This is a genomic window from Paenibacillus favisporus, assembly GCF_040545415.1.
Taxonomy (GTDB): Bacteria; Bacillota; Bacilli; order Paenibacillales; family Paenibacillaceae; genus Paenibacillus_AQ; species Paenibacillus_AQ favisporus.
Map to the genome: position 1 here is coordinate 669,022 of NZ_JBEPLV010000003.1, position 12,832 is coordinate 681,853.

The 12,832-nt window shown below is 53.3% G+C and carries 10 protein-coding genes and 2 pseudogenes; 10 read left to right on the plus strand and 2 right to left on the minus strand.

Annotated elements, in window-relative coordinates:
* Positions 1-299 precede the first annotated feature (299 nt).
* The 7 genes and pseudogenes from vat(I) to ABID47_RS16270 all read left to right on the plus strand — a co-directional run bounded on the left by vat(I) (position 300) and on the right by ABID47_RS16270 (position 6,884).
* Positions 300-974 carry a streptogramin A O-acetyltransferase Vat(I) gene (vat(I), locus tag ABID47_RS16240; protein WP_435530639.1) on the plus strand — a complete coding sequence of 225 codons (675 nt, stop codon included), beginning with the start codon at positions 300-302 and terminating at the stop codon, positions 972-974.
* A pseudogene (locus ABID47_RS16245) lies at positions 964-1,850 on the plus strand (Vgb family protein). The gene vat(I) and the pseudogene ABID47_RS16245 overlap by 11 nt, the downstream one beginning before the upstream one ends.
* A gap of 312 nt (positions 1,851-2,162) precedes the next feature.
* Positions 2,163-4,232 carry a GxGYxYP domain-containing protein gene (locus tag ABID47_RS16250; RefSeq protein ID WP_354498173.1) on the plus strand — a complete coding sequence of 690 codons (2,070 nt, stop codon included), beginning with the start codon at positions 2,163-2,165 and terminating at the stop codon, positions 4,230-4,232.
* Positions 4,233-4,404: 172 nt separating this feature from the next.
* A complete protein-coding gene (locus ABID47_RS16255) occupies positions 4,405-5,448 on the plus strand; it encodes an alpha/beta fold hydrolase (protein WP_354498175.1) in 1,044 nt (347 codons plus the stop codon).
* 65 nt (positions 5,449-5,513) lie between these two features.
* Complete coding sequence (locus ABID47_RS16260; protein ID WP_354498177.1) at positions 5,514-6,104, plus strand: TetR/AcrR family transcriptional regulator; 591 nt, start codon at positions 5,514-5,516, stop codon at positions 6,102-6,104.
* A gap of 101 nt (positions 6,105-6,205) precedes the next feature.
* Positions 6,206-6,529 carry a succinylglutamate desuccinylase/aspartoacylase family protein gene (locus tag ABID47_RS16265; RefSeq protein WP_354498178.1) on the plus strand — a complete coding sequence of 108 codons (324 nt, stop codon included), beginning with the start codon at positions 6,206-6,208 and terminating at the stop codon, positions 6,527-6,529.
* Positions 6,530-6,536: 7 nt separating this feature from the next.
* Positions 6,537-6,884, plus strand: a complete 348-nt coding sequence (locus ABID47_RS16270; RefSeq protein ID WP_354498180.1) for a M14 family metallopeptidase — start codon at positions 6,537-6,539, stop codon at positions 6,882-6,884.
* 108 nt (positions 6,885-6,992) lie between these two features.
* Here the strand turns inward: ABID47_RS16270 and ABID47_RS16275 are convergent.
* Positions 6,993-7,157 (minus strand): annotated as a pseudogene (locus tag ABID47_RS16275) (stalk domain-containing protein); the annotation flags it as partial.
* Positions 7,158-7,416: 259 nt separating this feature from the next.
* Complete coding sequence (locus tag ABID47_RS16280) at positions 7,417-8,349, minus strand: DMT family transporter (protein WP_354498182.1); 933 nt, start codon at positions 8,347-8,349, stop codon at positions 7,417-7,419.
* A 129-nt stretch (positions 8,350-8,478) separates the two neighbouring features.
* Here ABID47_RS16280 and ABID47_RS16285 point away from each other — a divergent pair, with 129 nt between their 5' ends.
* The 3 genes from ABID47_RS16285 to ABID47_RS16295 all read left to right on the plus strand — a co-directional run bounded on the left by ABID47_RS16285 (position 8,479) and on the right by ABID47_RS16295 (position 12,784).
* Positions 8,479-9,903 carry an aminotransferase-like domain-containing protein gene (locus ABID47_RS16285; RefSeq protein WP_354498184.1) on the plus strand — a complete coding sequence of 475 codons (1,425 nt, stop codon included), beginning with the start codon at positions 8,479-8,481 and terminating at the stop codon, positions 9,901-9,903.
* Positions 9,904-10,075: 172 nt separating this feature from the next.
* Positions 10,076-10,855 carry an alpha/beta hydrolase gene (locus ABID47_RS16290; RefSeq protein ID WP_076166906.1) on the plus strand — a complete coding sequence of 260 codons (780 nt, stop codon included), beginning with the start codon at positions 10,076-10,078 and terminating at the stop codon, positions 10,853-10,855.
* 213 nt (positions 10,856-11,068) lie between these two features.
* Positions 11,069-12,784 (plus strand): alpha-keto acid decarboxylase family protein, encoded by a 1,716-nt coding sequence (locus tag ABID47_RS16295; protein WP_354498186.1) that lies wholly within the window; start codon positions 11,069-11,071, stop codon positions 12,782-12,784.
* Positions 12,785-12,832 lie beyond the last annotated feature (48 nt).

Consider the following 12,832-nt stretch of genomic DNA (forward strand, 5'->3'; position numbering starts at 1 on the left):
TAAGGGCATTCAAGTCATGAAAGGGTGACCTTAGGCCAATGATCTACTAATCCTATCCACACAAAACAATCGTTTGAAACGATGTTTAGGATAGGATTCGTGCGGGCTTTTTTAAGAAGTCATGCCGGTTGGGCATATGCTTCTTAAATACGGGATCATGGCACACTCTCTTGACGAGAGGATTCAGCGGATTTCCATGCGTATACAGCCTCCTGTCCTGAACATCGGGACAGGGGGCTTTTTTGTGTGGCAATGAGGCGACCGAACAAGCTATCCAATCTGCTGAACAATCGAAAGGAGTGACTTGCGTGCCAGGTCCTAATCCGAACGCGAAGTATCCGATACCCGGGGACAACAATATGCAGTTTATCAAAAACGTGATCACGATGCCGAACCTGATCGCGGGAGATTATTCTTACTACTATGCAATCAATGGAGAGTCGTTTGAAGATCAGGTGTTATATCATTACGAATTTCTCGGCACCAAGCTAATGATCGGCAAGTTTTGCTCGATTGCCGGAGAGGCGCGTTTTATGATGGCTGGAGGCAACCATCGGATGGACGGCTCCACGTTTCCTTTTAACATTTTCGGAAACGGCTGGGAAGCCCACACGCCAACCCTAGATCAGCTCCCGATCAAGGGGGATACCATTGTGGGAAACGACGTCTGGATCGGACGAAGGGCAACCATCCTGCCGGGCGTGAACATTGGCGACGGAGCGATCATCGCGGCCGAAGCCGTTGTGACAAGGGACGTCGAGCCTTACACCATCGTTGGCGGCAACCCCGCGAAGGAAATCCGCAAGCGCTACACACCCGAGGTGATCGCTGAGCTGCTGGAGATCCGCTGGTGGGATCACGACATCGAAGAAATCGAGCGGTTCATGGGCGCCATCGCCAGCGGCGACATGGATCTGCTGCGGCAGATGGGCAAGCCGAAGCAAGAGGAAGGAGGGAGGCCAGATGAGGATTGAAATAGAGGAATTCCTCTTGCCTTTGCCGGACTCGGGCCGTACGGTATCACGGCAGGCAGAGACGGGACCGTGTGGTTCACGGAACAGAAAAGAAACCGGATCGGAGCCCGGGACGAGCGTGGCGGGTTTACAGCTTTTGACGTGCCGACACCCAATGCGGGGGTGATGTCGATCCTGTGCGACCGAAACGGGGACCTTTGGTTTAACGAATATCATGCCGGGCAGATCGGCCGGATGACGCCAGGCGGAGAGTTCACGGAGTATAAGCTGCCGGACCAGGGCTGTGCGCCGTTTGGTCTCGCTGAAGGGCCTGACGGGGCGATCTGGTTCACCGAGATGATGACCGGCCGGATCGGCAGGCTCAGCCCTGGGGGTGAAGTGACCGAGTACAAGCTTCCTCATGAGGGTGCTTTTCCATCCTTCATCACCACAGGCAGTGACGGGAAGCTGTGGTTTACGGAAAACCAAGGGAATCGGATCGGCACCATCGCACCGGACGGTTCAGTTACTCACTATGCGCTTCCAACGCCAGGTTCCGCACCGGTCGGGATTGCGGCGGGGCCTGATGGCGCGCTGTGGTTTGTGCAGATCGCCGGGAATCGGGTCGGCCGAATCACGACGGACGGTGAGATAAGCGAGTATTCGCTGCCTGCCGCAGGGGCGAAGCCTCACGCGATCACGTCCGGAATCGGCCAAGACCTTTGGTTCACGGAATGGGGTGCGAACCGGATCGGCCGCATTACCGTGGACGGTAAACTGACCGAATATGACATTCCGACACAGGGGGCGGAACCGCATGGCATCGCTGTGGCCGCGGACGGCACGGTGTGGTTTGCCGAAGAATGCAATCGACTTGGACGATTGACGATTAAGTAGAGAGTGCGAATCAAAAGTCTCAGGATCATCCGTGACCTGAGGCTTTTTGGTATGAAAATGACATATCTTTTTCTGTCCGTTTATTCGGAACAATGGACTAAGTGGATGCTCCACGAGTACTAATTTTTTAACTATTTTTGTCGAAAGCCTTGTAAAGCAATATTAGATATATTAAATATAGATTGTATAACAGCAATGGAGAACCTCGATTCCGTTCGGCGTTCAGCATGGCGAGGTTTCAAATACGGGCCGGGAGTAGGGTGTTTCTTTCAATTGCCAACCAAATCAGCGTAAAGTTGAGGTGTATTGTTCATGCTTCGAAAGTTCACCACGGTTTGTCTCGCTGCGGTCTGTGCGCTGTCCATCTCCATGGGCGCGTCCGCCGAACCGGCGGCAAACCCCTCATCCTCATCCAGCGGCATCAAATGGCCGGAATCGCAAGCGCTTCCAAGCTTTGCTAAGGTGAAGCATCTGGACGTTGCGGACGTTTATGACGCCCCCGGAGACGTCAAGATCATGCTGGCGACTCTGCAGGGCATCGTCAACCGAAACCAGCCTCGCATCTATTTGCTGGAGAATCAGGAAGAAGGCAAAATGACTTGGCTGAACGATCTCAAGGTGCCTTATACGGTGCATGACGATCCTTGGGAACTGGTAAGCGATTTTAAAAAAGAAGTGAAGGGAATCATCGTCTACGATCCGAAAGTGCCGGACAGCATTAACGTGGCGACAACGCTTGCCGGGCTGAAGGATGCGGTGGTTGCCAGCCCTGAGCTCAGCGCCAAGCTGACAGCGGCTCCTTATGGCCTGAAAGTGCTCGATGATTTGCAGGGCAAGTTTAAGGATAAATTGGATGCCTACACCTGGCAGTACGAAAATTTGTGGAAGCAGACGACGCACCGGATGCTGATCGGGCTGAGCCCGGATACGTCAGTGAAGCTGCCTCCGGGTCTCCCGCAGTCGTTTAAAGTGGTGGCTGAGGAGAAGACGCAGGAGCGGGATGCGAAGAACCGCAAGATCTATGACCTGGATTTGACTTCTTTCCTGGGTACGGATGCGGTATACCTCCGCTTTGAGGATGCGTTCCAGCAGGACGGATGGGGATCGGCCGTTCATGAAGTGACCGTGAAGGCTGATGGCCAGACGATCGCCCAGTTCGTGCCCGGAACCGACGACGAGAAGCCTTTCCTGTACGACGCCCAAGGCTCGCAGCTTTCCACCGGCAGCGGCGGACACCGGTTCGCAGACAATGGGCGGTACTTTGTCTACGAATTTAAAGTACCTGCCGGCACGAAGTCGTTGACCGCTTCGGTGGACATGTGGAACCAATTCAAGGTGCTTGCGGGCAACGAAGCTCCGCCTTCATCGGAACAGAAAGAGCCGTACGGCTATCTCCGCGATTATGCGGTCGCCAATAAGGCGATGGTATTCTGGCTGGGCACCAATACGCCTGAGCAAAAGGCATTGTTTGATAAGATCCTTGCCGATGTTCCTGCAGGAACACCCTACCTCGGCTGGTTCAGCAACGATACCGAAGGCGAGTTCAACGGGGTAGAGCTGTTGTCGAACCACAGCATCTACGTCCTTGCTGCCGACTGGTTCAGTAATCTGACCGTATTTTCCGGTACGGAGAACAAAGGCCAAGGGCCGCTTCCGTCCGACAAGGTCAAGACACCAAAGCTCGAAAATAAAATTTATGTGACATACACCTTCAGCGAAGGCGACAACTTCCAGTACAACCAGCACCGGATGCGCAATTTGTGGGATGATCCGAACCGCGGCAAAGTGCCGATCAACTGGACGTCCAGTCCGATGCTGTACGACGGGGCACCGGCTATGCTGAACTACTACAGAAGCACGGCTACGGCGAACGACCAGCTGATCGCTGGACCTTCCGGCGGCGGGTACTTCTACCCGAACGCTTGGCCGGAGAAGACGCTGCCTGCATTCCTGAAGAAGACTTCCTCCTACCTGAAAAAGACCGGAATGACCGTACCCTACGTACTGAACCGCGTTGCGAACCAAAACGTTCCGCTCAGCGACTCGGTCGTCAAAGCTTATGAGGACAACTACCGTCCAAACGGACTGCTCCTGAGCTGGGAAGATCATTTCGGTGTGGAAATCCTGAATGGAAACCTGCCGGTATCGACGATCCAGGGCATTAGTACCGTACAAGACGGACAAAAGATTTTGGCGGACGCCAAAGCAAAGTGGGATGGCAAATCTCCACTGTTCGTATCCCTCGGGCTGCTGGCCTGGAATATGACACCGACCGATGTGGTGAAGCTGACGGATTCGCTCGGACCGGAATACCAGCCGGTGCTGGCGGACCAATACTTCTCCCTCATTCGGGAGGCGAATCATCTGCCAAAAAATCCGTAAATCAAGGATTATAATAAAAGCGGTCAACGCGAAAAGGCGTTGGCCGCTTTTGGCATCTTATTAGGGAAAAAACTCAGTATACCCATTGACAAAGGATCCAGGAATCCATTATCTTTATGATTAAAGATGAGTGAGTAACTCACTCATTATAAAACGAAAGCGGGGAATTCATATGAGCAATGCTTTGGTTCAAATTGTGATGCGGAAAAGAAATCAACAGAAAAATGCGCGGCTGCTTCGTATAACAGCTTCCGAAGGAATCGCTGAATCCGGCTTTGTACGTATTGGCGGGATTGATCAATGGGTGACCATCCGGGGGGAAAACCGGCGCAATCCGGTGCTGCTGTTTGTTCATGGAGGGCCGGGATCGGTGTACTCCATCTTCAGTCCACTGCTGCGTTCCTGGGAGAAGGATTTTACGATCGTGCAGTGGGATCAGCGGGGAGCAGGAAAGACCTTCCGGCGCAACGGCAAACAAGGCAGCGGATCGTTGACCTTCGACCGGTTGGCGAAGGATGGGATCGAGTTATCCGAATATCTAAGCGGCAAGCTCCAGCAGACCAAGCTGATTCTGGTTGGCAGTTCGGCGGGCAGCCTTACCGGCATCATGATGGCTGCGCGACGTCCGGATTTATACCACGCTTATGTAGGGACGGATCAGAACGCCCCCGATCCCGAACACGTTGGGCATCGATTGCTGCTGGAGGCATTCCGGGCTACGGGCAGCAAGAAGGGAGCCGAACTGCTTGAGCGTATGGGGACCGATCCTTCTACTTGGAACAGCAGGGATGTCGATACACGCAACCGGCTTATGGTGAAGGCAATACGTGGTGTCCCCAATATGATCACGGATTTGATCATGCCGTCGATGCTGTCATCTCCGGAACATACGATGAAGGATATGTCGGATCTGTTTAAAGGAATGAAGTTTTCCGCTGAGGCTCTTCATGAAGACATGGTCCGTTTTGATTTTGACAAGATCGGATACCGCTTCGAGCTGCCTGTGTTTATTGTTCAAGGGGATTCGGACTTTATAACGCCGACGGCAACGGCCAAAGCGTATTACGGCCGCATCGATGCCCCATACAAAGAGTTCGTGCTCATCCATCAGGCCGGCCATTTGGCGTGCTTTTCCCGGCCGGAACAGTTTTACGCATTTCTGCAGAATAAAATCCTCCCCTTGGCGATGACTGCGGAAATAAAGCAAGCACGGTGATCCAAAAGGAACGTCATGGTACAATAGGGATACATTATTTTTGAGAGATTGGAGTTCGGAGTCTATTGTCACCATTAAATAAGGAACAGCTGGCCCATATCCGGGATGAGAGGAAAAATCAAATCAAGCAGGCCGCGACAAAGCTTTTTGCCCGCAGCGGCTTTACAGGAACGAAGACCAGCATGATCGCAGCGGAAGCCGGCGTCAGCGAGGGGCTGATTTATCGTTATTTCACGTCCAAGGATGAGCTGTTTACCAGCATCGTCCAGGAGCTGATGGAGGAAGGGCGGAGAGAGACGGGGAATGTGCCGAGCCTGCCGGGCACGCCATATGAGCAGATTCAAGCGCTGACGGAAAATATGCTGAGCGAGAACAAATTCGCTTTTATGCTCATTCTCCGCGCCGTCCGCAGCCTTGATGCCATTCCCAAGGACGCCGCAGACATTCTGAAGGAGCACTCGGCGGATGCCATGATCGAGCCGCTGATTCCTTTGTTCGTGCAGGGGCAGGAAGCCGGGGAGTTTGCCGAAGGCGATCCTCGCGAGCTGCTTCACTGGTATTTTTACATCGTGAACGCCTTGATCGTCGAGGAAGCGGATGAGAAGCCGTATGGAACACCGTCGGCGGAAATGCTGATGAGGATGCTGAAAAAGTGATCGTATTGAAATGGGGATAAATTCATAACTTCCGGACAACTCCTGCCTGTACACCTCCTATCAATCTAGCATAGGATACCGTATCGGAGGTGGTGAAGGCTATGTTGTACGAAAGTCGCAAACTCGCCAAAGGAACCTCGTTTGAAACAACGATGCACATTTTTGACGGTGATACTCCCGGTACTGTATTCATGATCGTGGCAGGCATTCATGGCAGGGAAGTGGGGAGCATTCGCGCCGCCCAGAAGCTGGTTAGACAGCTGAAAAACGGCGAGTGGACGATTGAACGGGGCACGCTGATCGTGGTCCCTATTGCTAATCGGCCTGCCTTCAAAAAACGGATCCGGGGCAAGCCGGATTTGAACCGGACGTTCCCGCGAGGTCCGTCAGGCCGCGCCACGCATGAAATGTCGCGTGCTTTGTAATAAAATCATGCAAAAGTATAAACCTGCCTGGTACCTGGATCTTCACGAAGCCAACGGCCTGTCGTCCGCGAGCAAAGACGTGCTGGGACAGACGCTGATTACGAATTCAGGAAGCCCGGCTGTACCTGCTGTCCGAAGGGTGATCAAGCATATGAACGGGAGGGTGGTCCGCCGTTCTCATCGTTTTCATATCCGGATGCACAAGCTGAAGGGCTCTTCCCGGACAGCTGCGGCCGATCGGCTAAAGGCCAAAGCGGTAACCGTTGAAACGTGCTGGAGCCTCGACATGAACATACGGATCAATTACCAAACCGAGGTGGTACGATCATTTCTACGGGAGGCGGGCTTAATTTAAGAGATGGTTCAATGCAAAACATCGTTAGACGGCAAACGGCCGGCCAGGATAAACCCTGATCGGCCGTTTTTGATTGTGTGATTTTATGCCAAAACAGCTGTATAGAGCTTATTCCGCATCAACAAAGAAATTCCGGATGCCGATTTGAACATCCTGAACATTTGGTTTTCCATCATTGCCGGTATGGATAAAGAAGACGTAACGTTCAACTGTACCGCCAGTAAACTTGAGGGTAATCGTATTGCCCGAAATGCTGTACGTTCCCGTTCCGCTAGACCCTGCGGAGGTATTGGTTGTTCCTTATAGATACGACATTTCGGAGACGACAACCATGTGTATGCGTAAAATGGCCGATTATTCTCGGACGCTTCCGATTATAGTTCGATTTGGATCTGCATGTGAGGTCCGTTGTTCCTTTTTTTTTACATATTCGTTATAGGTCGAAGAGAAGAATAAATTTGCATATCTGCACACGGCTGCCACGGTTGCAGATGTGCCGGATGTTGATTGACAATGGTGAAAGGAAATGCGGCTAATCCCGGACGGCCGTTACGTCTGTCGTGACTTGCGCCGGCCTGCGGATCACTCGCAGAATGCTGTCCAGATTGGTGATCAGCGTTCCGGCAATAATCGTAATCATGCCGGCGACCGAGAGCCAGGTGATGCGTTCATGATACAGCACGGCCCCTGCCGCCATGGCGATCATGGGCGAGATGTACAGCCATGTCGACGGAAAAACGGGATTCGTCTTGGCAACCAGCCAATAATAGAGACTGTGGGCGACCATGGATCCCATGACGATCAGATAAACTAGCGAACCGAGCGCGGCACCGGCGGGCAGCCCGGCGGCATGTATGGGTTCAGTCAGTAGAGATAGCACAAGCAGAAGGAAACCGCCATGCATCATCTGCGCCGCATTCAGCGCAATGGGCGAAGCTTCGGGGAAGCGTTGGATCACCTTTCGTGAATACAGCGTTCCTGCGGCGTAGCAGATTTCCCCGGCAAGGATGACCAGACCGCCGATGATCCAAGTGCCTCCGGTGGAGGGAGAGAGGTCCGAGAGCAGCAGCAGCAGGACGCCCGCGAAACCTAGAAGGCAGCCGGCGACGGTCCTCGCCGTGCTTTTTGCTTTGAAGACCAGTATTTGGATGAGTAAAATGATCAGCGGACCTGTAGCCGAGAAGACGGCGGCGGATCCGGAAGAAACGTGCTGCTCGGCCCAATAGAGCGGCGCAAAAGTGCCGAAGGTCAGCAGGAGGCCGCTCAGCAGCATTTCTTTGCGCAGCAGAAGACGGAAACGGGACTTTTTGCGCCAAACCATCCACAAAAACAGCGCCATGCCGGCCGCAAAAAAGCGAAGTCCCGCCGAGAAAAAGGGCGGAGCGGACGCGTCCACCCCGATTTTAATGGCCAGAAACGTTGTGCCAAATATAAGACACATCAGCAAGTAGTTGACAAGTATCATGCTAAATCCTCCTTTGATTGTCTCCCCATCATACTAGGAGGATTACAGAACAGATGCATGATAACAGAACAGATGGACGCGGGTTTATAGTACAATGAGTCTACAACCCATTTGATGTGCGGAGGGAAAATGAAAATGCAGACCACACAGAAGGATCATCCGCTGCTGTACCGGCAGGTCTACGATCATATTGTCGCCAGGATTCAGCGGGGAGAACTTGCAGCCCATGACAAGCTTCCTTCGATCCGGATGCTGGCCGGGGAGCTGCAGGTTCATCGGCTCACCGTTTTTCGCGCCTACCAGCTGCTGAAGGAAGAGGGGAAGGCTTACGTAAAGGAAAAATCGGGATATTATGTTGCTCCGATGCATGAAATCACCGGACTGCCAACCTGTGAAAAAAACTTCGCTGCTGCCCGGACTTATCAGAACGAGATGTCCGACATCCAGCGCGTGCCTTCCGTTTATCAATTTTCGCAGGCGCTGATTGATCCCAATCTGCTGCCCAATTTGTATCTGTCCCAATATGTCAAAGAGGTGTTTGACCGCTATCCGAAAATGATCGGCACTTATTCCGATTTGCAGGGGGATGCCGAGCTAAGGGATTTTCTGGGCGATTACATGACGGGAAGACTCAAGGTGAGTATATCGGCGGACGAGTTGATCATTACATCCGGTGCGCAGCAGGCTATTGATCTGTTAGCCCGGCTCTATATTCGTCCGCTGGACGCCGTGATGGTTGAGCGTCCGACTTACAGCGCGGCACTGGATATTTTTCGCGCTCAGGGGGTCCGTTTTCTCCCCGTCGACATTTCGCCTGGCGGATACGACCTTGACCAGGTCGAGGAGATCATGAAGCGGCATAAGCCCCGCTTTTTCTATATGAATCCGACCTTTCATAACCCAACGGGCTATTCGGTCCCTGCCGGTCAGCGGAAAGAGCTGGTCGCCTTGGCCGAGAAATATCAGTGCCTGCTCGTTGAGGACGATACGTTTCGCGACATTTATTTCGGCGAGCCTCCGTCGTTACCGCTCTTTACTTATGACACGGAGGGATGGGTCGTCTATTTGAGCAGCTTCAGTAAATACGTAGCTCCGGGTCTCCGGATCTGTGCTGTGGTGGGCCGGAGCTCGGTCATCCAGCCGCTGTTAACCTTGAAGTCGCTTGCGGATAACGGCTCGCCGCTCGTCAATCAGAAGCTGTTTCTGCACTATTTCGGATCAGAGCGGATGCAGAATCACCTGGAAAAGCTGCGGATTGCCCTTCAGATCCGGCGGGATCTGATGATCGAGTCACTCCAGGACAGCGGCTGGCTGTGGAATGTGCCTGAAGGCGGTCTCAACCTGTGGGTGAAGCTCCCGGATCATCTCTCTGTGGACATGTTATGGCAGCGCGCCACCGCGGAGGCGGTTTCGTTCGTTCCGGGCGCGGTGTTTGACCCGAAGCGCGAAATGCGCTCCTGGATAAGGTTCAGCTACAGCTTTGTCAATGAGGAGCAGATTCGGACCGGCATGCGGCTTCTGACAAACTTGGCGGGCAGCATGCACAATGGATAGCCTCGATCCGACCTTCGTTACACCCAAAAATCATCATGAACTTTTTGCCATGTCGCGTTACAATAATGATGGAGGCCGAACAAACGGATTCCGCTTGCAGCAGGCATTGGAGCAGGCGGGAAGAAATGGCGGCCGATCCAATGGATCGATTATAGAGAGGTGGACTTATATCATGGCTTTGATTCAATGTCACTTTTTTTCGGACGTGCTGCAGCTCAGTACTTCCATGACGGTCATTCTTCCGCAGCAGACCCGCCATCAGATCGGGATGCAGAATAACACATTTGCGGACAAGCATCCAACGCTGTATCTGCTCCACGGCTTGTCGGATGACGATTCCATCTGGCTGCGCAGAACGTCGATCGAGCGTTATGTCGCATCGACGGGACTGGCGGTCGTTATGCCTCAGGTGCACCGCAGCTTCTACGCGGACATGGCTTACGGGAACAAGTACTGGACGTTTATCAGCGAGGAGCTCCCAAGCATTGCCCGTTCTTTCTTCCCGCTGTCGGCGGAAAGGGAGGACAATTTCGTTGCAGGGCTGTCCATGGGAGGTTACGGGGCGTTTAAATGGGCGCTTAGCAAACCGGAAAGCTTTGCGGCTGCCGCTTCATTGTCAGGTGCGATGAATGGTCTCCATGTTCCGGAAAATATGGACCTTTTCACGGACTACAAGCTGATCTATGGCGACAAGCCGGAAAAGAACCGCGAGGAAGACTTGTTCTGGCTGATGGAGCAGTGCGCGAAGTCGGAAGGACCGAAACCGATGCTGTATCAATGCTGCGGCACCGAGGACTTTTTGTACGAGGACAACGTTATGTTCCGTGAAGCATGCAAGCAGTCGGGTCTGGACTATACATACGAGGAGGGCCCGGGAAGCCACGAATGGGGATATTGGGACGCCAAAATTCAAGACGTGCTCGCCTGGCTCCCGCTGAAGAACAACGCATAACCTGAGGATTTGCAACTTTGTAATACAGACCGAGGCATACGACATATGCCAAGGTCTTTTTTTGTAAATGAAAAAAACTTAAGCTTCAAAGACAGAGTTTCCTTATTTTCCACTCTGGGGAGCGATTTGAATCCTCGTGTAGAATAACCTGTCCACGGAAAGGGTAATGTTATACAGAAACAGCCCAAGAAATGGATAAGGAGTGAGCGAAGAATGGGTAACATGACGGCGACGGGAAGTACCAATCAGAAGTCTGGCACCACAGGGAAAAGTCTCGGCCAGTATTTATTCGATTGCTTAAAGCTTGAGGGAATCACCGAAATTTTCGGCGTGCCCGGAGACTATAATTTTACCCTGCTCGATACGCTGGAGAAGTATAACGGCATTGAATTTATCAATGGAAGAAATGAATTGAACTCGGGATACGCGGCAGACGCATATGCCAGGATCAAAGGCATTTCGGCGCTGATTACGACGTTTGGCGTCGGTGAACTCAGTGCCTGCAACGCGATCGCCGGGGCGAACAGCGAGCATATTCCGCTGATTCATATCGTCGGATCCCCTCCGGACAAGGATCAGAAAGAGCATAAGCTGATGCACCACACCTTGATGGACGGCAATTTTGACGTCTTTCGCAAGGTGTACGAGCCGATTACGGCTTATACGGCCGTCGTCACGCCGGAGAATGCCGAGATCGAAATTCCGACGGCTATCCGGATCGCCAAGGAGAAGAAAAAGCCGGTCTATCTGGTGATCGCCGACGACTTGGTCTCAAAGCCTGTTATGGGAAGGGGAGAACCGACACCGCCAAAACCGTCATCCAACCTGACAACTCTTCAAGCAGCGGCGGATCAGGTGCGCCAGCTGCTTGACCGGGCCCGCAAGCCGGTTTTGCTGGTTGACGTGAATGCGATGCGTTTCGGACTTCAAACGGCGGTGCGTCAGCTGGCAGATGCGATGAATATTCCGGTGGCGACGATGATGTTCGGTAAAGGTGCTTTCGATGAGTCACACCCCAACTATATCGGGGTGTACGGCGGCTCGTTTGGTTCGTCTGAAGTACAAACGGCGGTGGAACAAGCCGACTGCGTCATCGCGGTCGGGATGGTGTGGGCGGACAGCAATACGGGCACGTACACCGCCAAATTGAATCCGCTCGTTACCGTCGATGTTCAGCCCAAGATGGTCAAGGTGGGAGGGGCTGAATTCCCGAACGTGCTGGCTGCCGACATGCTGCTTGAGCTGCAAAAGATCGGTTATAAAGGCAGCGGCGCTGCCGGCAAGGGGGCGTTTCCGTATGATCAAGTTACGGGTGAACCCGAAGCACCGCTGCTCGCCTCGACTTATTATCCAAGGATTCAGCGAATGCTGAAGGAAGGCGACATCGTCGTCGCCGAGACGGGAACGTTCTATAACGGCATGGCTTATGTTCGGCTGCCCCGGAACGTTACGTATATTACGCAGGGAGGGTGGCAGTCGATCGGCTATGCCACGCCGTCAGCCTACGGTGCCTGCATTGCCGCCCCGGACCGAAGGGTGCTGCTGTTTACGGGAGACGGATCGCTGCAGCTGACTGCGCAGGAGATCAGCTCGATGCTGTATTACGGCTGCAAGCCGATCATTTTCGTTCTGAATAATGACGGATACACCATCGAAAAATACTTGAACGTGAAAACGGAGAATCAGCGCTATAACCAGATTCCGCGCTGGTCGTACACGAAGCTGGCCGAAGCCTTCGGCGGAGAGGCGTTTACGGCGACGGTGCGGACAAACGGGGAGCTCGAGCAGGCGTTCGCTCAAGCGGACCAGGAGCGGGCTGCAAAGCTCTGCATCATTGAAATGATCGCCGCCGACCCGATGGATGCGCCGGAATATATGAAGCGGATGCGCAATTACATGGAGGAGCAGGCGAAAAAAGGGCAGAAATAAAGCATGGGAACAGTGCTGCAGGAAGGTTCTTGATGAACTTTCCGGCAG

Bases quoted from the DNA above. Each gene is read 5' to 3' on its own strand.
- ABID47_RS16250 (WP_354498173.1), top strand. From the start codon at position 2,163: ATGCTTCGAAAGTTCACCACGGTTTGTCTCGCTGCGGTCTGTGCGCTG.
- ABID47_RS16290 (WP_076166906.1), top strand. From the start codon at position 10,076: ATGGCTTTGATTCAATGTCACTTTTTTTCGGACGTGCTGCAGCTCAGT.
- ABID47_RS16265 (WP_354498178.1), top strand. From the start codon at position 6,206: ATGTTGTACGAAAGTCGCAAACTCGCCAAAGGAACCTCGTTTGAAACA.
- ABID47_RS16255 (WP_354498175.1), top strand. From the start codon at position 4,405: ATGAGCAATGCTTTGGTTCAAATTGTGATGCGGAAAAGAAATCAACAG.
- ABID47_RS16280 (WP_354498182.1), bottom strand. From the start codon at position 8,349: ATGATACTTGTCAACTACTTGCTGATGTGTCTTATATTTGGCACAACG.
- ABID47_RS16285 (WP_354498184.1), top strand. From the start codon at position 8,479: ATGAAAATGCAGACCACACAGAAGGATCATCCGCTGCTGTACCGGCAG.
- ABID47_RS16270 (WP_354498180.1), top strand. From the start codon at position 6,537: ATGCAAAAGTATAAACCTGCCTGGTACCTGGATCTTCACGAAGCCAAC.
- ABID47_RS16295 (WP_354498186.1), top strand. From the start codon at position 11,069: ATGGGTAACATGACGGCGACGGGAAGTACCAATCAGAAGTCTGGCACC.